Origin of the sequence: Massilia sp. METH4, from assembly GCF_037094685.1 — a bacterium.
Taxonomy (GTDB): Bacteria; Pseudomonadota; Gammaproteobacteria; order Burkholderiales; family Burkholderiaceae_D; genus Rugamonas.
In genome coordinates, this window is the sequence record NZ_CP146614.1 from 5,273,443 (window position 1) to 5,298,500 (window position 25,058).

General features: G+C 67.0%; 15 protein-coding genes and 1 pseudogene. 9 read left to right on the plus strand and 7 right to left on the minus strand.

The genetic code is table 11. The features are described 5' to 3' along the window. The first annotated feature begins 140 nt into the window (after positions 1-140). From V6Z91_RS23090 to V6Z91_RS23100, 3 genes are all read left to right on the plus strand, one after another. Positions 141-1,493 carry an acetylxylan esterase gene (locus V6Z91_RS23090; RefSeq protein ID WP_338761721.1) on the plus strand — a complete coding sequence of 451 codons (1,353 nt, stop codon included), beginning with the start codon at positions 141-143 and terminating at the stop codon, positions 1,491-1,493. Positions 1,494-1,708: 215 nt separating this feature from the next. After that, on the plus strand, positions 1,709-2,071 hold the full coding sequence (locus V6Z91_RS23095; protein ID WP_338761727.1) for a DUF2784 domain-containing protein: 363 nt from the start codon (positions 1,709-1,711) through the stop codon (positions 2,069-2,071). A gap of 71 nt (positions 2,072-2,142) precedes the next feature. Beyond that, positions 2,143-3,309, plus strand: coding sequence for a tyrosine-type recombinase/integrase (locus V6Z91_RS23100; protein WP_338761729.1), 1,167 nt, complete (start codon positions 2,143-2,145; stop codon positions 3,307-3,309). On the opposite strand, the gene V6Z91_RS23105 is transcribed toward V6Z91_RS23100, so the two are convergent. From V6Z91_RS23105 to V6Z91_RS23120, 4 genes are all read right to left on the minus strand, one after another. Beyond that, entirely contained in the window at positions 3,310-4,107 is a 798-nt protein-coding gene (locus V6Z91_RS23105; protein ID WP_338761731.1) for a PhnD/SsuA/transferrin family substrate-binding protein, read from the minus strand. Continuing rightward, on the minus strand, positions 4,076-5,047 hold the full coding sequence (locus V6Z91_RS23110; protein WP_338761734.1) for a fatty acid desaturase: 972 nt from the start codon (positions 5,045-5,047) through the stop codon (positions 4,076-4,078). The genes V6Z91_RS23105 and V6Z91_RS23110 overlap by 32 nt, the downstream gene beginning before the upstream one ends. A 33-nt stretch (positions 5,048-5,080) precedes the next feature. Next, a complete protein-coding gene (locus tag V6Z91_RS23115; RefSeq protein ID WP_338761737.1) occupies positions 5,081-7,342 on the minus strand; it encodes a TonB-dependent receptor in 2,262 nt (753 codons plus the stop codon). Between the two features lie 116 nt (positions 7,343-7,458). Beyond that, on the minus strand, positions 7,459-8,028 hold the full coding sequence (locus V6Z91_RS23120; protein ID WP_338761739.1) for a hypothetical protein: 570 nt from the start codon (positions 8,026-8,028) through the stop codon (positions 7,459-7,461). A gap of 35 nt (positions 8,029-8,063) precedes the next feature. Here V6Z91_RS23120 and V6Z91_RS23125 point away from each other — a divergent pair, with 35 nt between their 5' ends. The 3 genes from V6Z91_RS23125 (at position 8,064) to V6Z91_RS23135 (ending at position 11,246) form a co-directional block, all read left to right on the plus strand. After that, on the plus strand, positions 8,064-8,891 hold the full coding sequence (locus V6Z91_RS23125; protein WP_338761741.1) for a DUF6597 domain-containing transcriptional factor: 828 nt from the start codon (positions 8,064-8,066) through the stop codon (positions 8,889-8,891). 250 nt (positions 8,892-9,141) lie between these two features. Beyond that, positions 9,142-10,191 carry a glycosyltransferase family 9 protein gene (locus V6Z91_RS23130; protein ID WP_338761743.1) on the plus strand — a complete coding sequence of 350 codons (1,050 nt, stop codon included), beginning with the start codon at positions 9,142-9,144 and terminating at the stop codon, positions 10,189-10,191. Continuing rightward, positions 10,188-11,246 carry a glycosyltransferase family 1 protein gene (locus V6Z91_RS23135; RefSeq protein ID WP_338761745.1) on the plus strand — a complete coding sequence of 353 codons (1,059 nt, stop codon included), beginning with the start codon at positions 10,188-10,190 and terminating at the stop codon, positions 11,244-11,246. Before V6Z91_RS23130 ends, V6Z91_RS23135 begins: the two co-directional genes overlap by 4 nt. Positions 11,247-11,970: 724 nt before the next feature. Here V6Z91_RS23135 and V6Z91_RS23140 read toward each other — a convergent pair. Next, on the minus strand, positions 11,971-13,476 hold the full coding sequence (locus V6Z91_RS23140; protein ID WP_338761748.1) for a S41 family peptidase: 1,506 nt from the start codon (positions 13,474-13,476) through the stop codon (positions 11,971-11,973). Positions 13,477-14,343: 867 nt separating this feature from the next. Here V6Z91_RS23140 and V6Z91_RS23145 point away from each other — a divergent pair. From V6Z91_RS23145 to V6Z91_RS23155, 3 genes and pseudogenes are all read left to right on the plus strand, one after another. After that, positions 14,344-20,256 carry a YDG domain-containing protein gene (locus tag V6Z91_RS23145; protein WP_338761751.1) on the plus strand — a complete coding sequence of 1,971 codons (5,913 nt, stop codon included), beginning with the start codon at positions 14,344-14,346 and terminating at the stop codon, positions 20,254-20,256. Between the two features lie 40 nt (positions 20,257-20,296). Continuing rightward, positions 20,297-21,946: a ShlB/FhaC/HecB family hemolysin secretion/activation protein gene (locus V6Z91_RS23150; RefSeq protein WP_338761754.1), complete on the plus strand. Its 1,650-nt coding sequence runs from the start codon at positions 20,297-20,299 to the stop codon at positions 21,944-21,946. A 590-nt stretch (positions 21,947-22,536) separates the two neighbouring features. Beyond that, positions 22,537-22,959 (plus strand): annotated as a pseudogene (locus V6Z91_RS23155) (globin domain-containing protein); the annotation flags it as partial. A gap of 288 nt (positions 22,960-23,247) precedes the next feature. Here V6Z91_RS23155 and V6Z91_RS23160 read toward each other — a convergent pair. Further along, positions 23,248-23,511: a hypothetical protein gene (locus V6Z91_RS23160; protein WP_338761756.1), complete on the minus strand. Its 264-nt coding sequence runs from the start codon at positions 23,509-23,511 to the stop codon at positions 23,248-23,250. A gap of 54 nt (positions 23,512-23,565) precedes the next feature. Beyond that, positions 23,566-25,056 (minus strand): MBL fold metallo-hydrolase, encoded by a 1,491-nt coding sequence (locus V6Z91_RS23165; RefSeq protein WP_338761758.1) that lies wholly within the window; start codon positions 25,054-25,056, stop codon positions 23,566-23,568. Positions 25,057-25,058: the final 2 nt, after the last annotated feature.

The following is a 25,058-nucleotide window of genomic DNA, read 5'->3' on the forward strand; positions in this document are numbered from 1 at the left end:
GGTGCCTGTCACCGGTTTTTTCATGCCGACACGCGAATCGGGCGCTCCGCCACGCAAGGGGGTGAGTTTTTCGCAGCCCGGCATTGACGACTACTCCAGTCGCTCCTAGCATGTCCCATCATGCCCACTCATCCGCTCCCATGACCCTGAACTCCCTGCGCCTCCTCACGCTCGCCGCCGTGCTGGCCACCGCCCAGCTCCACGTTTCCGCCGCCGCCGCATCCTCCGAAGTCCGCCTGCTGGACGCCGCCCCGGCGGCAAGCCCGCTGACGGTCACGCTCGATCGCCCCGACTGGACGTACAAGACCGGCCAGGGCGCCACGGTACGCATCCGCCTCGACGTGGAACCGTATCCTGCCGGAGGCATTCCGATCCGCTACCGCATCGGTCCCGACATGCTGGAAGGGCCGGCCCGCACGGCCGTCGTGCCGAAAGCGGGCCTGACGCTGCCGGTCCCGCCACAGGCGCAGCCCGGCTTCGTGCGGGCCATCGTGGAGGCGACCGTGGAAGGCAAGCCGGTGAAAGCCACGGCCACCGCCGCCTTCAATCCCTTCGACATCCGCCCGGTGCAGGCCGAGCCGGCCGACTTCGATGCGTTCTGGGCCGCGCAAAAGGAACAGCTGGCGAAGATCGATCCGCAATGGACCGTGACGCCCGCGCCGGACCTCTCCACGGCCGACGTGGAAGTCAGCTACCTGCACTACCAGAACGTCGGGCAAGGTGGCCGCCCGACCCGCATCTACGGCGTCCTGTCGGTGCCGCGCGCCGAAGGGAAGTACCCGGCGGTCCTGCAGGTGCCCGGCGCCGGCGTGCGCGGCTACAAGGGGACCGCCGACCTCGCGGCGAAGGGCGTGATCACGCTGCAGATCGGCATCCACGGTATTCCCGTCAACCTGCCCGACGAGGTCTACGAGCAGTTGCGCTACGGCGCGCTGGAAAGCTACAACCGCTATAACCTCGACGACCGCGACAGCTATTACTACCGGCGCGTGTACCTGGGCGCCTTGCGCGGCCTCGATTACCTCGTCGCCCACGCGAAATGGGACGGGAAGACGCTCATCACGCAAGGCGGCAGCCAGGGTGGCCAGCTGGCCATCGTGACGGCGGCGCTCGACCCGCGCGTGACGGCCACGGTGGCCTCTTATCCCGCCTATGCCGACGTGACGGGCTACCTGAGCGGCCGCGCCGGCGGCTGGCCCGGGCTGTTCCGCAAGGATGACGCGGGCAACGTGAAGGACCAGCCCATCGGGCCGAAAGTGAAGACCACCGGGTACTACGACACGGTGAACTTCGCCAGGCGGCTGCGCGCCCCGGTGTTGTTCTACGCCGGCTACAACGACATGGTGACACCGCCCACGTCGACCTTCGCCGTCTACAACGTGATCACTGCGCCGCGCCAGTTCGTGATCGAGCCCGAACAGGTGCACTCGACCTCCAGCGCGCACCAGGCCACGCAGCAGCAGTGGATCCTGAAGCACGCGGGCAGGCGCTGATCGCCAGCCGAAGGTGTTAGTGTGCTGAATCAGAAATTCGTTGAATAAACTCGACGAAAATCGCCTCAATACTGCGTTGAAAATGCACGGAAAGGCCCCGGCCTTACCGCGCATTTCCGCCTTGTCTTGAGACGATTTCGTCAAGTTTATTCGTCAACGAATTTCTGATTCACCACACTAGAGTCCCACAAGGCGCTGGGAGGAGGGCGCCCATCGTGTTCTACGGACTGGCCGCCACGGCGGTACTGATCGTTCACCTGGCCTTTATCGTGTTCGTGCTGTTCGGCGGCCTGCTGGCGGCCTGGCGCCGCTGGTTCGCCGCCGTCCACCTGCCCGCCGCGGCATGGGGCTTCCTCGTCGAGGCGCTGGGCATCGGTTGCCCTCTTACTGGCCTGGAAAACACGTTGCGCGCAAGCGCAGGCATGGCGCGCTACGAAGGCGACTTTATCGAGCGCTGGCTGCTCTGGCTCATCTACCCGGAAGGCATGACCCGCAATATGCAGTTCGTGCTGGCCGGCGCCGTCATCGCCTTCAATCTGCTCGTCTACCTCTGGGTCTTCCGCACCCCGAGGCACTAAAAATACTGTATGGAGTACTGTACAATACTGTCTATCCAACCAGTACATTTCGGACCAGAACCGCAAGCTTCATGGGCAAATTCGCACCGATCGACCTGCAACCATTCTCACCGCGCAGCGCCGGCGGCCTGGCCCGGCGCGACGTCGACCCAGACGCCTGGCGCGACATTCCCGACGATGCGATGACCGATGCGCGGACCGACAGCGAAATCGCCCGCGAGTACATCAGCCACGGCGAGCTGCGCCCCAAGTCCGTCGCCAATACCCAGAAGGAGCTGTACCGGTTTCTTACGTGGTGCCGGGAGGAGGCAGGTAAATCTCTCCGCCAGCTCACGGTGGCCGACTTGAACGCTTACAAGGAATTCCTGAAAGCGCCTCCGGCCGACTGGATCTCGACCACCAAGTGGCCGCGCACCGACGAACGCTACCGGCCGTTTTCGGGCCCGTTGTCCGATGCGAGCCGCCGGCAGGCGATGATCGCCGTGAAAGGCTTGCTGGCATTCGCCGAGCAGACCGGCTACCTGCGCCGCGACCCGGGCGCGCTCGTCAAGCAGGTGAGGATTCCCGCCGCCGCGCGCATCACCCGCTACCTGACGCAGGATGCGATCGGCCTGGCGCTCGCCACCGTGGAAGGGCGCGAAGCGGAAACGCCGGCCGCGCAGCGCCGCCGCGAGCGCGACCGTTTCCTGCTGATTGCGTATGCGCACACGGGGGCGCGGCTGAACGAGATCGTGGGCGCGAACATGGGCGCCATTTATACGGAAGGGAATGGCCGCTGGTGGATCGACGTGGTCGGCAAGGGCAGCAAGCCGCGCCGCCTGCCGGTACCGCCGGACATGCTCGATGCCTTCCGCCGCTATCGCACCGCCTTCGGCCTGTTGCCGCAGACGGGGCGCGGCGACAGCACGCCGCTCGTGCTGTCGAGCCGCAGCCGCGGCCTGGCGCGCATCACGGACGAAGCCGCGTCCGAAGCCTTGAAGGCCGTGTTCACGGCCGCGGCCGACGCCGCCGCGGCGCTCGGCGACAGCGATACCGCGGCCCAACTGCGGCAAGCCTCGACGCACTGGCTGCGCCACAGCATGCTGACGAACCATGCCAATAACGGCGTGCAGTTGAAGACGCTGCAGGAAACGGCGGGCCACGCGAACATCTCCACCACGGCCGCCTATCTGCACAAGACCGACAACGAGCGGCACGACGAGATCATGGCCTCGGTGGCCGCCAAGAACGTGGTCTGATCAGCGCAGCTCGGGATAGCCGAGGTTCACGGCCAGCTGTTCCAGGTCGTCAATGCGCTCGTAGTCCCGCTCGTCCACGCCGGCGAAGCGCCGGATGCGCAGCGCCGCCATGGCTTCCTTCAGGCGCGCGCCGGGCGCCAGCAGCGCCTCGCGCAAACGCCGCAACAGCGCGTCCGGTACGCCGTTGGCGGCGATCAGCGGCAAACCCGGCGACGACGCGGTGAACCCCAGGATGGCAATGCCGTTGACACTGATCGGATCTTCGCGCCGCAGGTAGGCGTACGTCACGCAATCGATCGCGGCCACGTCCGCCGCGCCGCTGCGCACCGCGCGCAGGCTGGCGGCGTGGCTGCCGGTCCAGGCCACGTCCCGGAAGAAGCGCCCTCCGCGCGCCAGCGGGGCCACGGCATGGCGCAGCGCGTTCATGCCGCTGTTCGAGTGCCGCTCGTTCACGGCGGCCACGCGGCCGCGGGCGTCGGCCAGCGTGCGGATGCCGCTGCCGTTGCGCGCCACGAGCACGCTGGAGTAATCGCCGTTCATGCAGCCCGGCACGTCGAAGCAGGGCGTGGCCAGCAGCGCCACGTGCTGGCGCAGCGTCCGCCAGTACGGGTAGCCGCAGGTCTGCGAGAGCAGCAGGTCAGGGCGGCGCCAGAACTCGGCCAGCGGCCCGGTATCGTCCACGTGTTCGACCGGCGCGGTGATATCGGCCTGTTCGAACAGCGCACCCTGCAAGGCGCAGTGTTCCTGCCGCAGCCGGGGCGACAGGTCATACATGGGCAGTGCGGCGATCCACTTCATGGGCTTGTTCGGGCAGGTGAGGGTGGACGGGGGCATCGACGGGGCGGAAGGCGTACCTGCGCATCAGTACGGCGTAGCCCTGCACATGGAAGCCGCCGCTGCGGGCCTGATAGGCGCTGCACCGGGCGCGGTACACGCGGGGCAGCAGATACCAGGGCAGCGAGGGCAGGTCGTGGTGCACCAGGTGCAGGTTATTGTTCAGGAACAGCAGCCGGAAGACCGGGCCTGCCTCGTTCAGCACGATCCGCTGCTTGTGTTCGGCGGCGGGCCGGTGCTCGTAGTAGGAGCGCACCATCGCCAGCGATTGTGCCGGGTAGGCGATCGCCAGCAGGTAATACCAGGGCGGCACGCCAGACTGGCGCTCGACCCACCACAGCAGCCCCGCCACCATGGCGAGGTGGCCAAGCCACATCGGCACGCAGCGCCAGTCCCCCCGCAGCGGTTGCCGCACCGCCTCGACCAGCATTGCGGCGATCGAAATCGCCGGCCCGACGAGCAGGCGCCCGGCAAAGGTCTTGTTGAACCAGTGCAGCGCGCGCAGCGGCGCACTCATGCCGGCCCACGCGGCCGGGGCCACGTAATAACTCTCGGTGTCGAGCGCCGGCAGGGTCAGGTGGGCATCGACATGGTGCCGCAGGTGACTGTCGCGGTACAGCTGGTACGGGTACCAGATCGCCAGCGGCGCCTGGCCGAACAGGCCGTTGAGCCAGGGCAGGCGCGTGGGGTGGCCGTGGATCAGCTCATGTTGCAGCGACATGAACCACGTGCACCACCAGATCATCGCCGCTGTGCCGAGCCAGGGTCCGAGCTCCTTCCAGAAGACGAGGGTGCCATACCAGCCGCCGTGGATGACGGCGATCAGCAGCCAGGTCGGCCATTCGCCGCGCCACAGGGCGCGCGCCCGCTCGGCCGCGACCTGTCGCCGGTGGGCGTCGTCCAAATATTCCGCGCGCGCCATGTCTGCACCCGCGGATCAGAAACGCGCCGCCACGCGCAAGCCCACGGTACGCGGCCGCACGAGGTACAGGGTATTGCCGGGCTGGATGGCGATCGTGTTCGGCGCCACGTCGCTGACCCTGGCGCCATTGGTGAGATTGGTGCCGAACAGGCCGACCTCGTAGGCGCCCCTGCGCCAGGTGAGCGTGGCGTTCACGGTGTTCGAGGAGGGGATTTGCGCGTAGTTGCCCTGTTCGCGGGCGAAATTCGTGTACGCCTCGCCGCGGTGCGCATAGGTGGCCGACAGGCCCAGCTCGTCGTTGTTCGGCAGCGGAATGCTGTAGCTGGCCGTCGCGCTGGCGGCGAACTTCGGCGCGTAGGGCACCCGTGCGCCGGCCGGGATGTTTTGCGCGGCGATCCCCGTCTGCACCGTGTCGGTCGCCTTCGCGTGGTTCAGCGCAGCATTGACGCCGACCGACGCCCGGCGGGTGATCTTCCACAGCGTTTCCAGCTCCAGGCCCAGGCTGCGGATCTTGCCGGCATTCTGGGTGAAGTAATAGGTGCAGGGCAGGCGGTTGAACACCTGCACGTCGTCCCAGTCGATGCGGTAGGCGCTGGCATTGAATGTCATGCGGCGATCGAACAGTGTGTTCTTGGACCCCACCTCGAAGTTCCACAGCGTGTCCGGTTCGAAGGTGGCGGGCGCATGGATGCCGCAGAAGTTGAACGGCACGGGCTGGTTGTTGCCGCCATAGCGGAAGCCCTTTCCAGCGGAGGCGTACAGCGTGTGGTTCGCGTCGATCCGCCAGGCGGCGGCGAAGCGCGGATTGGCGCCGCGCGCGGTGGCGCTGCTGCTGGCCAGTGCGGGCACACCGGTCGGCGCGGCCGGCGTGGCGGTGGCCAGGTTGCCAAACAGGCCGGAAAACGCCAGGTCGAAGTCCTGGGTGCCGCGGAACAGGCGCAGGCCGGCCGTCAGGTCCAGGCGGTCCCACAAGGTGTAGGTCGCCTCGGCGAACAGGGCCACCTGGCGCGAATCGATGTACTGCCGCCCCGTGAAATAATTGTCCGGCGTCGAGGCGAGGTCGTTGACCCGCGAATCGTAGCCCGGGAAATTGCGCGTGGCGCCATAGCGGGCGTCGAAGCCCGTGGTGGGCTGGTCTTGCAAGGTGTCGCGCGAACCCTTCTCGAAGAAGGCCCCGGCCGTCCATTTCAGCGGGCCGGTACCGTTCGATTGCAAGCGGAACTCCTGGGCGAAATCGGCCAGCTTGTTGGCGATGGTGTACGCCGACTGCATGAGCGGCGCCTGGCCGCCGAAGATGAAGGCGGTGGCCGGATACTGGGCCGAGGTTACGTAGAGCGTGTCGCGGTGCAGGTAGGAGGTGGACGAGACGAGCTTCGCGCGGCCCAGGTCGTAGTTGACGGTCACGTTATACAGTTGCAGCTTGTCGTTGCCCACCTCGGGTAGCAAGGCGATCGTCGTGTAGGCGGGCAGGTCGGCGTAGGCATCGTTGATGCCGCCCTTGATATTGGAAGCGGTCACGCTGGCGTCGATCAGCAAGTCGCGCGTGGCTTGCAGGCGCAGCGCCGCGCGGCCCTGGTTGGTGGAGACGCCGTTGGTGGTGCGCCCCGTCAGCTGGTTGCGGATGTAGCCGGAATCCTTGCCCGTGTAGCCGGTCAGCCGCAACGCCAGCGTATCGTCCCTGAGCGGCAGGTTGACCGTGCCGCGCAGGTTGTGATTGCCAGCGCCGAACCCGCTCGTATGAGAGCCGACCGCCTCGACGGAGCCGAACAGGTCGTTGAATTCCGGCTTGCGGGTGATCTGGCGCACCGTGCCGGCCATCGAACCGGCGTCGAACAGCGTGCCCTGCGGGCCTTGCAGGACTTCGACCCTTTCCAGGTCCAGCACCTTCAGGTCCGGGTTGGCGGACTTCAGCGTGACGGGCATCTCGTCGATGTAGACGGCCACCAGCGCGGCATCCTGCACTTCCGAAGGCACGATGCCGCGCACCACTAGGCCCCGCATGGTGATGTTGTTTACGCCCGTTCCCTGCTGCTGCACGGTCATGGCCGGCACGAGGTCGGCGATGTCGGCAAGGTTGCCGAGCCCGTATTTCGACAGGCTTTCCGGTTTGATCACGGTGATCGCGGCGGGCACCTGCTGCACGTCGACGGCACCCGTGCGGGTGGCCGGCACCTCGACCGTTTCGACCTTGTCCGTGGTCGGCGGTTCGGCCGCCACGGCCGGCAGGGCCACGGCGCACAGCGCGGCCAGCGTTCGATGACCCAGCAGATGTTGCATCGGTCTCCCTTATGCTTGTTTGCCATGATGGCGTGTTCGCCACCGCTGAAAAAAGTATATGGAAGGGGCGCTCTGCTGGAAACGAAGATTAATGTGACTGCTTATGCGGAACCCGGCTATGGCGCCGGCGTGCCGCCCGCGACTGCGAGCAGGCCGCCGACGATGGCGGCGCCGCCAATCAGTCCTGTCGCGGACGAGGCGAGCAAAGCGGCACGGGAAGGCGCGCCGAAGAGGCGCGACAGGCCAAGGCCGACGTGCAGGCATACGGCCACGACTGCCAGAAAGTAATAAGGCGCGAAGAACGCGATGCCGGGCCAGCCGCGCATGCCGGACGCCGCGAAGCCGATATCGGTATCCAGGCCCAGGCCCAGGCGGCCCCACAGCACCGCCGACACATGCACGAGCAGGAAAAACAACAGATAATAGCCGCTGATCCGCGCCGCCACTGCGCTGCCGGCCCCTCTGGCGAGCGCCGGTCCGGTCGCCAGTTGCACCAGTACGGCCACGAGGATGACCGGCTCGACGGCGCCCTGGCGGTAGACGTGCCGGAAGGCGTCCATGAACGCGAAGGCGGCCGCGTGGTCGACGGCCAGCAGGACATGATTGAGCAGGTGGACGAGAACGAAGACGGCCAGCACGAGGCCGGAACAACGATGCAGCTTGCGAAAGGCGGGGTGTTGGAACATGGCGTGGCTCGCGGCGGTTCGGACAGGAGGATAGTATGAAGGGGCTCATCGCCGGTCTTGAACGATTCCGACATGGCCGCACCGGGGTCTCGTTTCCAGGCCGGCGGAGCGGCGCGGCAGTGCGGGCCTATCTCTGGCGCGACAGCGGCGCGGGCTCGGCACCGCACCCGAACCGGTTCCCGGCCGCACCGTTCTGCACGTTGACCTGGTTCCTGTCCGGCACCGTGCACGACGGCGTGTCCGCGGCGGCCCGCGTGCTGCCGGCCGTGGTGGTCGGCGGCCCGTTCACGCGGCCTGCCACCACCTTCAGCGCCGGCCGGGTGCATGCATTTACCATCGTCTTCTATCCCGATGCGTTCGCGCGGCTGGCAGGCGTGGACCCGGCGGCGCTGGCCGACCGCCTCGTCCCGGCCGATGCCGTGCTGCCGGATGCATGGCACCCGCTGTTGCGCGAGGTCGCCGGCGCCACGGACGACCGAAACCGGATCGCGTGCGTCGAGACATTCCTCGCTCGCCATGTCGCCGACGCGGGGGGCACGCGGGGCTGGCTTAGCCGCTTGTGCGACGCGGCCGGCGTCGGCCGCCTCGGCGAGCGGCAAGTGGAGCGCAATATTCGCCGGGCGACCGGGCAGACGTTGCGGACGCTGCGCTGCGCGGAACGCTTCGAGGCCGCCATCCTCGGCGCGCGCGCGGCGGCCGCCGGCGGCCGGGTGGACTGGGCCGGACTGGCGTGCGAGAACGCTTATTCGGACCAGCCGCATCTCGGCAGGGAGTGCCGCAGGTTCGCGGGCGCCAGCCCGGCGGAGCTGCTCGCCCGGGTGGATGACGATGAGAGTTACTGGCTGTACCGCCATTGGCGGTGACGCCGCGCGGCGCAGCGTGGCTCGAGGACCCGGCTCACTCGCCACGACCCACACCGGACGTGAAAAGTTGTGAAAATTTATGTCAATGCTTGCATTGCCGCCCGGTGGAGAGTAGGGCAATCTCAATCACAGCCTTGCGCTATGCCGAAATTGATGGGAAGATGCGCCCGATTTCGTGTCTTCGTGTCGCCGGCCCGCACCATGCGACGATGCCCGATCGACATCCCAAGAGAACTTTCACATCCCGGTAATGCCACCAGTCCTTTCGCGCATCCTCATCTGCCGCACCGATAATATCGGTGACGTCGTGCTCACCCTGCCGCTGGCCGGGTACCTCAAGCAGCTGATTCCTGGCGTGAAGGTCGACCTGCTGTGCCGCGCCTATGCGGCGCCGGTGGTGAATTGCTGCGCGTTCGTCGACCGTACCCTCGCGCTGGAGGAAGTCGATGTCGACCGGCTGTTCGAGGACGAGGCTTACGATACCGTCATCTTTGCGTTCCCGCACCGTGCGCTGGGCCGCGCCGCCAGGCGCGCCGGGGTGCCCAATCGCGTGGGCAGCAGCCACCGCCTGCACCATTGGCTGACGTGCAATCGCCTCGCGCACTTCAGCCGCGTGCGTTCCCGCCTGCACGAAGCGCAGCTCAACTTCGCCTTATTGAAGCCGCTCGCGATCGACCATGTGCCCGCGCTGGCCGACATCCCCGCGCTGTACGGTTTGCAAGCCCCGCGCTCGGCCGAAGCCAGCGCCTTGTTCGACCCCGCGCCGTTCAACCTGATCCTGCACCCCAAGTCGAACGGGAACGGACGCGAATGGCCGCTGCGGCGCTACGCCGAGCTGGCGGCGACACTGGCCGTGGACCCGGGCATCGCGATCTGGATCACGGGGAGCCGCGCCGAGGGCGAGCTGCTGGCCCGCGAGGCGGGGCCGCTGCTGGCCAGTCCGAACGTGCACAACCTGTGTGGCCGCGTGGACCTGCGCGGCCTCGTGGCGCTGATCGGCCTGGCCGATGGCCTGATCGCCAGCGGCACCGGCCCGCTGCACGTCGCCGCCGCGCTGGGGCGCAACACCCTCGGCCTGTTCCCGCCGATCCAGCCGATCGACATTGCCCGCTGGGGGGCGCTCGGCAGCCATGCCATGTCGCTCAGCGGCGAACGGCAATGCGGCACCTGCACCGGTGCCCAGGCCTGCACGTGCATGGAAGCGATCAGCGCCGGCCAGGTGGCGGACGTGGTAGTTCGCTGGCGCACCAGCACGGCGGCGCTTCATGGCGACGATCGCATCAAAGCAAGGAATGCATGACACCAAAGTTGTTGATCACCCTCGATTCGATGCGTTTCGAGAATACGGGCCTGCATACGTTCGGCAATTCACTGGGGCGGCAACTGGCGCTCCAGGGCAAGGGAAGCTTCGACCTGAGCGCATACGTTGCACAGCCGCAGCGCGGCTTTCTCGGCGCTGACGCTTCCTACATCGCACGCCGCCGCTATCACGGCTGGCTCTTCCCCCAGGGCGGCCGATACGACATCGTGCACTTCACCGACCAGTATTGCCGCTTCGGCCCCGAACGCGTCCGCGCCCGGACGGTCATGACCGTGCATGACCTGAACCAGGTCCACGAACAGCGCCCGGGCAGCCCCAGGCTGCGGAAACACATGGCCAGGATGGCGCGCAAGATCGACGGTGTCGACCGCGTGGTCGCGATTTCCGAATTCGTCAAGGCGGACATCGTGCGCTTTTTCCCCGCCGCGCGCGACAAGATTTCCGTCATCCACAATGGCGTCGACTTCAGCGTCGCCCCCGAAGGCCACCAGCCGCGCTTCATGCCGCCCGGCCGCTTCTTGTTCACCGTCGGCATGGTGTGCCCGAAGAAGAATTTTCACGTGCTGGTGCCCCTGCTGCGCGGGACGGACTACACACTCGTCGTCGCTGGACCGGTCAAGGACGAGTACCGGCAAAAAATCCTGGACGAAGCGGCGCGCTTCGGCGTTGCCGACCGCGTGGCCATCACCGGGCCCGTCAGCCAGGCCGACAAGGACTGGTATTACACGCACTGCGCCGCATTCCTGTTCCCGTCGCTGGCCGAAGGTTTCGGCTTGCCGCCGCTCGAGGCGATGCACCATGGCCGGCCAGTATTCCTGTCGAACCTGACAAGCTTGCCCGAAGTAGGGGGCGACGCGGCTTTCTATTTCGACGATTTCGATCCGGACCGGATGGCCGAGGTGTTCGTGAGCGGCATGCGACGCTTCGAAACGGAAGACGGCGCCCGGCGGGCACGTGCGAGGGCAGGGATGTTCACCTGGGAGAAGGCCGCGGCAGCCTATCTGGCGCTGTACCGCGAATGCCTCGCTGAATAGCACGGCGAACGGGCGAACGGGCGAGCGGGGGCGTGGCGCCCGGTGGGGTTTCATTGCGACCATGACTGTCCCGATCCAAAAAGCGACGCGGGAGCGGCGAAATATCGGAACGGCGGAGCGGGTCGCTTCCCCTGGAACCATGGTCCAGACGGCAACTGGACGCATCAGTCAGGCCAGGTGCGGGTACGACACTGGAACGCAGGAATAGAAAGGCGAGGGCGCCTTGCCTGCGCACAGGTGCAAGCTTGTGGATTTCTATGATTAGAAAAGAAACTCGATCGGCGGATTTGCGTCACTCTTGATCGGCTGGCGACAGGGACATGGCAGGGCGCCCCTCGCGCCGCCGGGATCGCCGGCAACGCTGCCGATACGGGTCCCCAGCACGACAACGACCAGGCGATGGGACAGCGCAGACCTGCGGGTGCGGCGGCGTATGAAGGCTGCGCATCAATTCCGTGACTTCGCCAACTCGACATTACATCCTGTAATGTCGAGTACAAAAGATGCACGCCGTATCGATGGCACTCCTTGCCGCAGCCCGCCCCCGAGGTTTTGCAGCGGCGACCGGGCTTTTTCCTCGACCCGCGTTCTCCAGGAATAGGGGGGCCACTGGACACATGGTCCGCCGGATCGCCCATTCTTCGCCGGGACAGGCTGCGGTTGCTCGGCTCATCCGCGCGGCCGGCGCGCCTCCGCGTAGTCAAGCGTACAGCCCTCGGTCGGTTCAATTGCCGATCCGGGCAAGCAGCGCCGACAGCGCCTTACGGTGACCCGACTCCAGCATCGCCGGGTCGGCCGGGTCGAACACCGTGATCGGCAAATGCGGGACGATGCCTGGCCCTTCGAACAGCACGCCGTTCGGGTCGCGATTGATCTGGTACGGGAAGCCGACGACGTAGGGGCCCGGCAGCAGCTTGCCCATCACGTCGGACAGGGCGCCGGCGGTGTTTTGTCCTGCCTGCCGCACGTGCGGCAGCGTGCGCATCATCAGCACGAAGGTTTCGCCGGCGCTGATCGTCTGCTCGCTGGTGAACAGGTAGATTGGCTTGAGGTACTGCCGCGGGCCGCCCGGTTCGATATGCCAGTCGCGGGCCGGGCTGCCCTCGGGTTGTTTCATGGTCGTCACGAAGGCCAGCCGGCGCCGATCGGCAAAGCGCGACGCCAGCACGCCGCTGACCAGATCGAGCCCGCCCTGGTTGAGCGCCACATCGACGATCATGGCGCGCGTATCGGCCAGCGCCGCCACGACGCGGTCCATCTCTTCGCCAGCCAGCTGCATCTCGCGGGCCGGGCCGGCGCCTTCCTCGTAGCCCGCCATGCGGGTAATCGACAGGTAGCCGATATTGCCGGGCAAGCGGCCCCAGACGACCGCTCCGCCCAGCGCTTCGTGGCGCTCCGTCAGGCGGGCAGCCGCCGCCTGCTGGTTGCGGGCCAGCCAGGCGGTGTAGAAGTCGTCGAAGTCCCCGACTTCGTCCTGCGCGCCGAACGCCTGCTTGAGCAGAACTGTGGTGGGCGCGGCCGCCGCCCACAGCAGCTGGCCGCGCTCGACGTGGTGCAGGCTGACATGCTCATCGTCGAAGCCGTCGAGGGCTTCGATCAGCGCCGTTTCCAGCGCGGCCTCGCTGGGACGCTGCGCCGCTGCCGCTTGCAAAGCGGCACAGCGTCCCGCCCAGTCGATACGGCGCTCGCTGAAGAATGGATAGCGCTCCTGAAGGGTCTCGCACAGGACGCGCGCGGTGGCGACCGCGCCAGATGGCGCGGCGGCCGTGCACCTGGCAGGCAATGCGTCCACCCGCTGCAGGCGCATCTCTACCGGCGTTCCCGGCACGCTGAAGAGCTCGACCTGTCCGCCGGGTTGGGTCAACTGCCCGGTGGCGGTGGCGCCGGCCAGCTCCGCTGGGTCGACAGTGTCGGCGGTCGCATAGCAATCCGACGCGGTTTCGAAATACTGACGCAGGCCTTCCGCGCCAAACGCAAGATAGCGCCCCTGGCCCAGCACGCGCCATGTGCCCGTCAATTGCGGCGCGTAGCGCGCCCCGTCCACGACCGCGACCGTGGTGGAGGCCGGCGGAGGCGGCGGATGGTTGCTGTCACGGTGGTCGCCTCCGCAACCGCTGGCGATGACCATCACGCAGGCGCTCGCTACGGCGCATGGCCTTGCCGTCAGGTAGTTGGATGATCCGGTGCGGTTGAATGAGCTGGTGTTGTCGGATGAATTTGCCGTCAGCATTGCTTCTCCTTGTCGATGATGGTGGTACCGGCAATGCCGGTCTTCATCGAGTATGGGAAGGCGACATGAAGGGAGCCTCAAGCAAACATGAAGGATGGATGAAGGCGCCGTCGGAGTTGGTGTCGGGCCTGCGGCCGTGAATTGTCAGCCAGCGGATTTTCGATCCCGACAGCGACGGGGACGGGGTTCGGGCCGTGACGGAAGCAGACGAGCCGAGTGGCTCTACATCGCATTTGACATAATATAGATTATGCGAAGTTCGCATAGTGTCCATATGTGCGTGATTGTGCGCCATATTTGTTCAGCTCCCGAAGCTGGCGCCGGGCCTTTCAGAAAGCATTTTGCGACCCTGGTATTTGCGACTCCCGCTCCCGCGACTGTGCACCCTGTCAGTTCAGCTCTTGCACGGCATCCAGGAACTTTTAAGAGCAGATCTCCGACCCGACGCCATCCCGCCTGCGCATCCTGCGGGACACCAAGCAAGCGCGACTGTATTAGCCGATCCCTAGCACTTCGTTGTTTTATAGTGAATCCAGGGTTCCCCACGGGCAAAAACTTTGCGCCAGATCAGAGATTGTGCGATCCTGCCTCCAATTCTTAGTTCCCTAGTGCAACCAATCTCCAGTTGTACCGGCGCGAACGCCGATTGAGCAATTCCTCCGCGACCAGGCCCTCGTCGCTCGTGCGCAAGCACACCCCCGCCATGCCACGCCACGCATGGGCGAGCCAGGCAGTGCCGTGCCGCCGCTGGCGGATCGCTTCGTCGATCGCCAAGCCAGCCGTCACCCGCCGCAGCCGCGCAATTCAAAATCGACAATCTCAACAATACGAGCGGGCTGGGTATTGCCGCTGATCTTTGGAGCAGGAATGAATCGCATTTATCGCGTGATCTGGAACGCGTGCACTGGTTGCTGGCAAGTGGTTTCCGAACTCGGTTCCGGCCGGGTTAAGTCTTCGACGTCCCGTGCGCGCCGGCGCCGGCAGGCAACCTTGCTGGCGTTGGCGGTGGCAACCGCCGCGGCGCAGGCGGCAGTTCCGTTGCCGACCGGCGCGCAGGTGGTCGCCGGCCAGGCATCCGTCGGCTACAGCGGCCAGACGATGACCGTCCAGCAGTCCAGCGCGAAGGCGGCCATCGACTGGAGCAATTTTTCCATCGGCCAGAACCATACGGTCAACTTTGTCCAGCCCTCCTCCTCCTCGGTGGCCCTGAACCGCGTCGTCGGAACCGATCCCTCGCTGATCCAGGGCGCGCTCAACGCGAACGGCCATGTGTTCCTGGTCAATCCGAATGGTGTGCTCTTCAGTCCCACGGCCCAGGTGAATGTCGGCGGGCTGCTGGCGTCGACGTTGAACATGGCGACCGATGACTTCATGGCCGGGAATTACCGGCTGGCCGGGGCCAGCACCAATGCGGTGATCAACCAGGGCAATATCCGGGTGGCAGCCGGCGGCAATGTCGCACTCGTCGCCGCGAAAGTCTCGAACGCGGGAACGATCGACGCCGCGAGCGGCAATGTGCTGCTCGGCGCGGGCAAGGACGTGATCGTCGATTTCGGCGGCCCCGTCAAGCTGCGCCTCCAGGAAGGCGCGCTCGACGCGCTTGTCGAGAACGGCGGCGCCATCCGCGCCGATGGCGGCACCGTGCTGATGACGGCCCGGTCGGCCAGCGAAATCACCGCATCCGCGATCAACAATTCCGGCATCGTCCAGGCGCGCACGCTGGCATCCGGCGCTCCGGGCCAGATCCTGCTGCTGGGCGACATGGTCAACGGCACCCTGTACGCCGGCGGCAAGCTCGACGCCAGTGCGCCGGACGGCGGCAATGGCGGGTTCATCGAGACCTCGGCGGCCCATGTCCAGACCGGGCCCGGCCTGTCCGTGGAAGCCGGTTCCGCCCGCGGTACCGGCGGCAACTGGCTGATCGACCCGTACGATTACACCATCAATGCCCCGGCCGCGGCAACGCTCGCGAATGCGCTGAACGGCGACACCAGCGTGACGGTCACCACGCAGTCCAGCGTGCCCGGTCACGGCGGCGCGACGGTCACGGGCAGCGGCGACATCACCGTTGCCAGTCCGATCACGAAGACCGGCGGCGGCAATGCCAGCCTGACGCTGCGTGCCGACCGCAATATCGTGGTCAACGCCGACATCACCTCCACGGCCGGCAAGCTGGACGTCACCCTGTCCGCCGCCAATGCCGCGGGCGCGACGACCGGCGGCGTGACGGTGAACGGCAACCTCAAGTCCAATGGCGGCGACATCCTCATCGGCGGTGCCAACGGCAGCGCGAGCAGCGGCATCGGCTATGCGCTCAACTCCAGCGGCAGTACCGCGGCGGTCAGCGTCGAGCAGGCGAAGTCCATCCTGTCGAGCGGCGGCGACATCACCATCAACGGCCGCTCGCTGGTCGGTTCGAACAGCGGCAGCTATGGCGGCGACACCGCGGGCGTGTACATCAAGTCGGGCGCGACTATCTTGTCGGGCACCGGCAACCTCCTCATCAATGGCGAGAGCAAGGGCGGCAAGAACACGTTCGGCCTCGCATTCGAGGGCAATTCGAACACGCTGACGACCGTGGGCAGTGCCACCGGCGGCGGCACGACGCTGCTGAACGCGGTCAACGCCACGCCCGGCAACTACTCGGCGGACGACCTGGCGGAAGGCGCGATCGGTCTCGTTTCCTACGGCAACCGGGCACGCATCGCCTTCCAGGGGCCGTCCGTCGCCTCCTGGCTCGTCTACGTCAACGGTGCGGCGCGCCTGTCGGCCTACACGCAGTCGCCGCAGCTGTCGAGCTGCGCGACGCCCTATCCCAACTGCGGCACCATGGTGGTGCCAGGGTCGAACAACAGCTACCTGTACGCCACCTACCAGGCCGTGGACATGGCCACGCAGCCGCTGTACGTGATCCAGTCGGGCACCGGCACGAAGGTGTATGACGGCACCACGGCGGCTACCGGCGTGACGCTCAACACGCTCAGCAACCTGTCGAACTTTTCCGTCTCGTCGCTCTCCCCTGCTCCGGCTTACTACACGGCCAGCAAGAATGCCGGGTTCTACAACAAGCTCAAGGCGAGTCCGAACAACCCGGTCAATTACACGACGAACGGCATGACCTATGCCGTCGCCTACTACGGCACGGGCAGCTACACGATCACGCCGAAGGCGCTGACGCCCAGCGCGGCCAACAAGGTGTACGACGGGACCACCGCAGCGGCGGTCTCGATGTCCGGCGCGATCGCTGGCGACCTGGTCACGGCCAGCGGCACCGGCAACTTCGCCAGCAGGAACGTCGGCACCTATTCGGTGAACATCAGCAATATCGCACTCTCTGGCGCGGACGCAGGCAACTACACCCTGGCCGGCACCTCGGCGAGTGCCACCGCCAGCATCACGCCGCGCACGGTGACGATCCACGGCGGCAAGACGTACGACGGCTCGACGTCGCTCTCGAACGTCGTCATCGGCAACCTGGTGGCCGGCGAAGACCTGGCGGCCAGCGGCGCGACCGCGAACAGTGCCAACGTCGCGTCGGCAAGCTATATCGATGCCATCACCCTGGCGGACGGCAGCGCCGGCCTGGCCAGCAACTACCAGCTGCCCAGCCTCGCGGCGGCCAGCTTCGCCAACGGTGCGGCCATCACGGCGAAGGCACTGACCATCACCGGCCTGACCGCGGCCGACAAGGTCTACGACGGCCTGCTGGGCGCCACTGTGACCGGCGGCACCCTGGGTGGCCTCGTCGGCAACGAAACGCTGGGCATCTCCGCCATCGGCGGCCTGTTCGCGGACAAGCACGTGGGCAGCGGCAAGGCAGTGACCCTCTCCGGCGTCACCCTGAGCGACGGTAGCGGCCTGGCCTCGAACTACGCGCTGGCGCAACCGGCCGGGCTGACGGCCAGCATCACCCCGAAAGCCCTGTCGGTGACGGGCCTGGTGGCTTCGAACAAGACCTATGACGGGACGACCGGCGCAACCGTCAGCACGGCGGGCGCCGTGTTCGGTGGCCTGGTCGCCGGCGACAGCGTCGCCGTCACCGCGGCCGGCACGTTCGCGGACGCCAATGCGGGCGCCGGCAAGACCGTCACGCTGGCGAGCACGTTCAGCGGCGCCGATGCCGCGAACTATGCGATCATCGGCCAGGCCAGCACCGTGGCGGACATCCTGCGTAAGGCAGTCACCCTCACCGGGGTGGGCGCCATCACGCGGACCTACGATGGTACCGCGACCGCCATGCTGACCGGCGCGCTGACCGGCATGGTGGGCACCGAGACGCTCGGCCTGCAGGGTCTCGCGGGGGTGTTCGCCGACAAGCACGCCGGTATCGGCAAGACCGTGTCGATCACCGGCGGCACCCTGGCCGATGGCACGGGCCTGGCCGCCAATTACAGCCTCGTGCTGCCGGCGACGACGCACGGCACCATCACCCGGAAGGACCTCGCGGTGTCGGGTATCACGGCAGCCGACAAGGTCTACGACGGCGGCACCGCCGCGGCCGTCGACGCGACGCATGCCGTGCTCGCGGGCCTGGTGGCTGGCGACACCGTCGCCGTGTCGTCCAGCGGCTCGTTCGCCGACAAGAACGCGGGCAACGGCAAGACTGTTGCCCTGAACAGCACCTACGGCGGCAGCGACGCCGGCAACTACACCATCAGCGGCCAGGCAGCGACGGTGGCCAGCATCGCGCCCAAGGCGCTGACCGTGTCCGGCATCACCGCCGCCGACAAGACCTACGACGGCACGACCGCCGCCGGCGTCGACGCGTCGAACGCCGTGCTGGCCGGCCTGGTCGGGAACGACACCGTCACCGTATCGGCCACCGGTGCATTCGCCGACCGGAACGCCGGCAACGGCAAGACGGTCGCCCTGAACAGCACCTACGGCGGGGCCGACGCGGGCAACTACGCCATCGCCGGCCAGGCCGCCACGGCCGCCAGCATCGCGCGCAAGGCCCTGACCGTCACCGGCTTGAATGCCGTCTCGAAGACCTACGACGGCACCGTGGCGGCAGCGCTGACCGGCGGCACCCTCGACGGCCTGGTGGCCGGCGAGACCGTCGGCCTCGCCGGGCTGGCCGCGACCTTCGCGGACAAGAACGCCGGCGCCACAAAGGCGGTAACCGTCACGGGCGCCACGCTGACCGACGGCACGGGCCTGGCAAGCAACTACACGGTTGCCAACCCGGCCGGCCTGGCGGCCGACATCACGCGCAGGGCGCTGTCGGTGACCGGCATCACGGCCGCCGACAAGGTGTACGACGGCAGCACGGCGGCAGCCGTCGATACATCCGGCGCCGCCCTGTCGGGCCTGATCGATGGCGACAGCGTCACCGTGTCCAGCACGGGCAGCTTCGCCGACCGCAACGCCGGCAACGGCAAGGCGGTGGCGCTGGCCAGCACGTACGGCGGGACTGACGTGGCCAATTATGCGATCACGGGCCAGGCCGGCACGACGGCCACGATCACGCGCAGGGCGCTGACGGTTTCCGGACTCGCGGCGGCCGACAAGGTCTATGACGGCACGACGGCGGCGGCCCTGACGGGCGGCAGCCTGGTCGGCCTGGTCGCGGGCGAGAGCCTGGATCTGGCCAACCTCGCCGGCACCTTCGGGGACAAGAACGCCGGTACCGGGAAATCCGTCACCGTCACCGCGCTCGGCCTCCTGGACGGCACGGGCCTGGCCTCGAACTACACCCTTGCCCAGCCAACCGGACTGACGGCCAGCATTACGCCGAAGGCCCTGCTGGTGGCCGGATTGACGGCTGCGGACAAGACCTATGACGGCACCACCGCCGCCACGGTCGGCACGGCGGGTGCCACGCTGGACGGCCTGGTCGCCGGCGACGCGGTAACCTTGGGCACCAGCGGCAGCTTCGTCGACCGGAACGCCGGTTCCGGCAAGCAGGTCGACCTCGCCACCACGCTGTCCGGTGGCGATTCGGGCAACTACGCCCTGGCCGGCCAGCGCACGGCCACGGCGGCCATCACCCGCAGGGCCTTGACGCTTGGCGGCATCACGGTGGCCGACAAGGTTGCCGACGGCACCACCACGGCAGCCCTTACGGCGACGGGTGTGCTGTCCGGCGTGCTGGCCAATGACAGCGTGGCCGTGAACGCCGCCGGCATGACGGCGCAGTTCGCGCAGGCCGCCGCGGGCTCGGCAATTCCAGTCAGCATCGGCGGCCAGCTGCTGTCGGGCGCCGACGCCGGCAACTACTTCCTGGCCGAGACGCTGGCCGCCGCGGGCAATATTCTTGCCGCCGCGACCCCGGCGCCGGTTCCGGCTCCGGAGGTCGTCCCCGCTCCGGTAGTGGCCCCCGCTCCGGTGATGGTCCCGGCTCCGCAGGTGGTCCAAGCTCCGGCGATTGCTCCGGCTCCGGCGGTGTCCCCAGCACCGGCGGTGCCACCCCCGCCGGCCGTCATCCCGGCCGCGCCGGCGCCCGCGCCTATCAACGTCGTGGCGACCGTGATCACACCGCAGGCCGCGGGCCTCGTCTCGACGCTGCCGACGCCGTCGCTCGGCGGCCTGGCGTACGTCGCCGTTCCGGAGCAAGGTACCGGCGGCGTGGCAACGGGAGCCGCCGGCCAGGCCACGGTGGACGGCGCATCGTCCGACCCGTCGCAGGCCGTCAGCGCGACCGAGCGGCGCCAGACCTCGGCGCAGGCGCTGGGCGCCGGCCGCGATGTCAAATACCTGAACGTGCTGGTCGTGGGAGGCGGCATCCGGACACCGGCATCCGTCACCAACGGGACGGCCGCCGACGGAGCGGATCAGTAAGATGGCCGCCAAACCGAACAACCAATCCAGGTTCACATCCATGAAACGACAACTTTCGCTGCTGCCGATGGCGATGCTGGTCTCTGCCTGCCTGCCGGCGCTGGCACAACAGGCGCCGGATGCCGGCCAGCTGCTGCAGGAGAATGCCCGCAAGCTGCCGCAGCCGCTCCCGCAGTCGGCCGCTCCGCTGCAGCTTGCGCCGCCAGCACCGGCGCAGCAGCCTGGCGGGCAACAGGTTACCTTGCAGCGCATCGTCATCTCCGGGAACACGCGGATCGCCAGCGATGTGCTGCTGGCGGCGCTCGGCCCCATCAGCGGAAACACGTATGATTTCGCGCGCCTGAGCGCGCTCGCCGCGCGCGTCACCAGCCATTACCAGCAGGCGGGGTATCCGTTCGCGCGCGCCTACCTTCCGCAACAGGACCTCTCTACCGGCGAACTGCATATCCAGGTGCTCGAAGGACGCTATGGCAGGGTCGTGGCGCATGGCGAACCCGGTTTCGTGGCTAGCGCCCAGGGCTTCCTCGACGAGCTGCCGAAGGGGGGATTGATCGAAAGCGGTGGGCTGGAGCGCGTGACGCTGCTGCTGAACGACCAGCCGGGCGTCATCAGCATTCCGACGATGCGGCCGGGCGACACGGTCGGTACCGGCGACCTGCTGGTGGAGGTGCAACGCGACCGGCGCTACAAGGGCGAGGTCGGGATCGACAATTTCGGCTCGCGCGCCACCGGCCGCCATCGCCTGCATGCCAGCGTGGATCTCGACAGCCCCTTCATGTTCGGCGACCAGATCTCGGTGCAAGCGCTGTACACGGAAGAGAACATGTGGTTCGGCGCGCTTGCCTATGCGCTGCCGCTCGGCCACAGCGGCTTGCGCGGGCGCGTCAGTTATACGCATTCGTTCTACGAGCTGTCCGGCAGTTTCGCGGCACTGGGCGCGCGCGGCACGGCCGACGTGGCCAGCGTGGGGCTGAGCTATCCGCTGGTACGGTCGCAGCAGCGCAACCTGACGCTGTCCGTGGGGATCGACCGGAAGAAGCTGCGCGACAGCCAGGCCGCGACGGCGACGCAAAGCGACAAGTCGAGTGTCGTCCTCCCCGTCAACCTGGCGTTCGACGTGCGCGACCAGTTCCTCTACGCGGGCATCACGTACGGCGCCCTGTCATGGGTGAAGGGCAACCTGGACCTCGACGGCGCCTCGCTGGCGAACGACAGCGCGAGCGCGCGCACGGCCGGCAGCTTTTCGAAGCTGAACCTCGACATCGCGCGCATCCAGTCCTTCACCAGCCGCCTGAACCTGTTCGGCCGGCTGTCGCTCCAGCGCGCCGCGCAGAATCTCGATTCGTCGGAAAAACTCGGCCTGGGCGGCGTCAACGGCGTGCGCGCCTATCCCAATGGTGAAGTGTTCGGCGACAACGGCTGGGTGGCCCAGGCGGAACTGCGCTACACGGTGGGCCAGGCGACGCCCTACCTGTTCTATGACGCGGGCAAGGTCAAGTTGAACAAGTCGGCCTGGGGCGGTATCGACAATGACCGCGCGCTGGCGGGGGCCGGTCTTGGCGTGCGTTATGGCGGTGAGAAATGGACTGGCGGCGTGACGCTGGCATGGCGCACCAGGGGCGGAGCGCCGCAGTCGGAGGACCGCGACCGCGCGCTGAACATCCTCGCCAACTTGACATACCGTTTCTGACGGCGGATCGGGGTGGAATTTTGCCGGCGGTGCGCGAGAGGCGCGGCCGCCTGCCCGCTTGGTGCGACAGGGGATCGCGGAGCAGCCGGTTTCCGGCAAATTAGTGCCCCGCGCCGAGACTCTGGAAAAACAACATATTTCGTTGTATTACTTGAGTGACTCCGTTGGCGTTTCAACGATCGGCCAATCAAGGGTGGCAACCACTCTGTTGCGCTTTTTTTAGCTTCGGTGTCCCTGGCACGGAACCGATCGACGGATCGAAGGTCCCATCCCAACTATTGATACAGTGGTTACCTTCCCTGCCGTAGCGTCAAAATGATCGCCGGAAGGTAGGTCCCATCCCGTCTGTTGTTCCTGTGCTTCCCTTCCCCTTCTGGTTTTTCACTGGTCGTCGCGCTCCTTTGCCGGTTTCTGGATGCTATTGGCCGCGCCGTGTTGACGTTTGAGGTTGCTGGGTATGGGAAACCTTTTCGGTTAGTTGCACATTAATTGTATAGACCTCGGTCGTCATGGCACTCGAGGTCGGCGCCGCGGGCGCGCGGGACTGCTACCTTTCGTTACCTCTCCCTTGCCACTTCAAGGAGCACGCCATGCTGTCTCCCGCCACGCGCGCCACCGTGAAAGCCACCGCGCCCGTCCTCGCCGAGCACGGCTACGACATCATCAAGCACTTCTACCGCGACATGCCGGGCACGCACCCGGAATTGAAGCACATCTTCAATATGCGCCACCAGGAGCGCGGCCAGCAGCAGGAAGCGCTGGCGCGCGCCGTATATGCCTACGCGGCCAATATCGACCCCTCTTCCCTGCACGCCGTCCTGGAAGGCATCGCCAACAAGCATGTGAGCCTGGGCGTACTGCCGGAGCAGTATTCGATCGTCGGGCGCCACCTCCTTGGCGCGATCAAGGCAGTGCTGGGCGAAGCGGCCACGGACGATATCCTCTCGGCCTGGGCGGAAGCGTACGGCAGCCTGGCCGACACGCTGATTCAGCGCGAGAACGGCCTGCGAGAGGCTGGGGCGCGGCACCGCCGAGGGTTGCATCCACTACGAAGTGTTCGGCCCCGATCTGCTCGCCGAAAGGGCGGCCGCGGCCGCCCTTCCCGGCTAACTACTTACCGCTTAGAAGCAGCAGGCCAGCATTTGCAGGCAGCACTCGATGCTCCCGCAGCAGCCATTGGCCGAGGCGAAGGCGGCGGCGGATGCGCCCAGCAGTGCAACGGCGGCGCTCAGTTTGATCAGTTTGCGTTTCATGTGACACTCCAAAATTGTTGAAAAAAGTCCGGATGGGATCACGCCCCGTCAATCCGGCGGAATCCAGATTTCTTCAACCGTCGACGGCATCACGACAGGCCGTTCCCGCGCTGCCCCAGCGGCCAGTTCCACCGTCGAAAACGCCATCGCCGCAGGCGGCGGCGCGATCGCCGGGCTGGCCGTGCCGCACTGCATCGCCGGGCACAGCGTCGCGCAGGCCGCCTCCGGGCAGCAATGCTCCGGCATGCGGTAAGCTGCCAGGGCGCTGACCGACATCGACAGGGCGAACAGGAAGATCAGGAAGAAACGCATCCTCCGATTGTATACGATCACGGCCACTCGCCAGGAAGATCGTTGGCTGCCAGGTCAATCGTACTTGCTCCGGTAAACCAGCTGCCCATCGGCATCCGGCTCGAGCAGGTAGTAATCCCAGCCCCGGGTGGGCGTCGACCGTTCCAGCTTGTAGGCCAGCAGCACTTTCTCGCCGTCGCTGCGCAGGTTAATCGCGCCATACACGGCCACGCTTCGGTCCAGTTCGGCGATCTTGTCTTCGAACTTCGCCTGCGCGCGATCGCGCTCCTCGTCGGTGTCGGCCTGTGCGATCTTTGCCGCCAGGTCGCGCAGCTGGGCGCGCAACGCTTCGGGCCACTTGATGGTTTCCTTCGACGAGCGGGCCAGCTCGGTGCTGAGCAGCAGCGGCCGGATACCGCGGCTCCACCTGGCGATGGCGCCCAGTGCGTCGGCGCGCGGATGGGCGTAGGGTTCGTCGTCGCCGCTGGAGATGATCGTGGCGATCGGATTGATCGAGCGGATCAGCGGCAGCAGCGTGTCGGCGCTGCCATGGTGACAAGCCTTGGCGATATCGCTCTCGAACCACGGCCGGGCCGCCTCGACCAGCGCGTTTTCCTCCGCGGCATTCGCCGGCTTCCCCGGCAGGCCGGTATGGGCGCCCAGCAGGTGGCGGCTCGATTCGATGTTCAGGTCGCCGCCAAGGAAAATGCGCACGTTGCGATATTTGAGGTGCAGCGCCACCGAGTGGCCGTTCTTCGTCTTGCCCACGTCGCCGAACCAGCGCAGGGCCTTGCGGCCGTCCGCCATGTCGGCCACCGGGCCCAGCACCTTGATCAGCAATGGCTCGCCCGGTTCGTGCCCGGGCATGTACGTGGCCGACGCATCGAGCATGCGCAAGTCGTCGAACTTGCCGTCCTCGAAGGCTTCGCGCAACATGGTCGGATAGCGCTTGCCTTCGGCCCGCTCGGGTGCGGCAAGAAAGGCCTGGAATTGTTCCAGGTTCGTCACGAGGTCGGTGATGTATTTTTTTCCTTGCCACTCCACCGGCACGCCGAGGGCCTGGGAAGGCTTCTCGGCCGCCCTCTCCATCAATCCGTTCGTATAGATGCGCGCGAAGCGCAGGTTGCGTTGCTTGAACAGGTCCTCGAAGCCGCCGTAATGGTCCAGGTCCGAATGCGATACCACGGCCGCGTCGAAGGTCGTCGGCTGCTTGAAGCCGAAGCGCCAGCGCAGGAAGCGGGCCATATTGTCCCCCTTGCCCGCGTCGACCACATAGCGCTTGCCTTCGGGCGTGATGACCAGCGCGCCGTCGCCCTGGCCGATATCGACGAACACCACTTCCAGCAGCCGGTCGGGCACGGTGTCCTCCACGCGCATCCAGCCACGTGCCTTGCGGGCGAATACCAGCAGGTAGCGGCCGTCGGCGCTGGCACCCAGCACGTCCAGTTCGTCGCCCCACAGCAGTTGCTTGAGCGGATTCGGTTCCGCAGGCGGCTGCTTGTCCGGTTCCTTGCCGAACTCGTACAGCGTGGCGGTCGGGTAGGCGGCATAACGGCGTTCAGGCATGG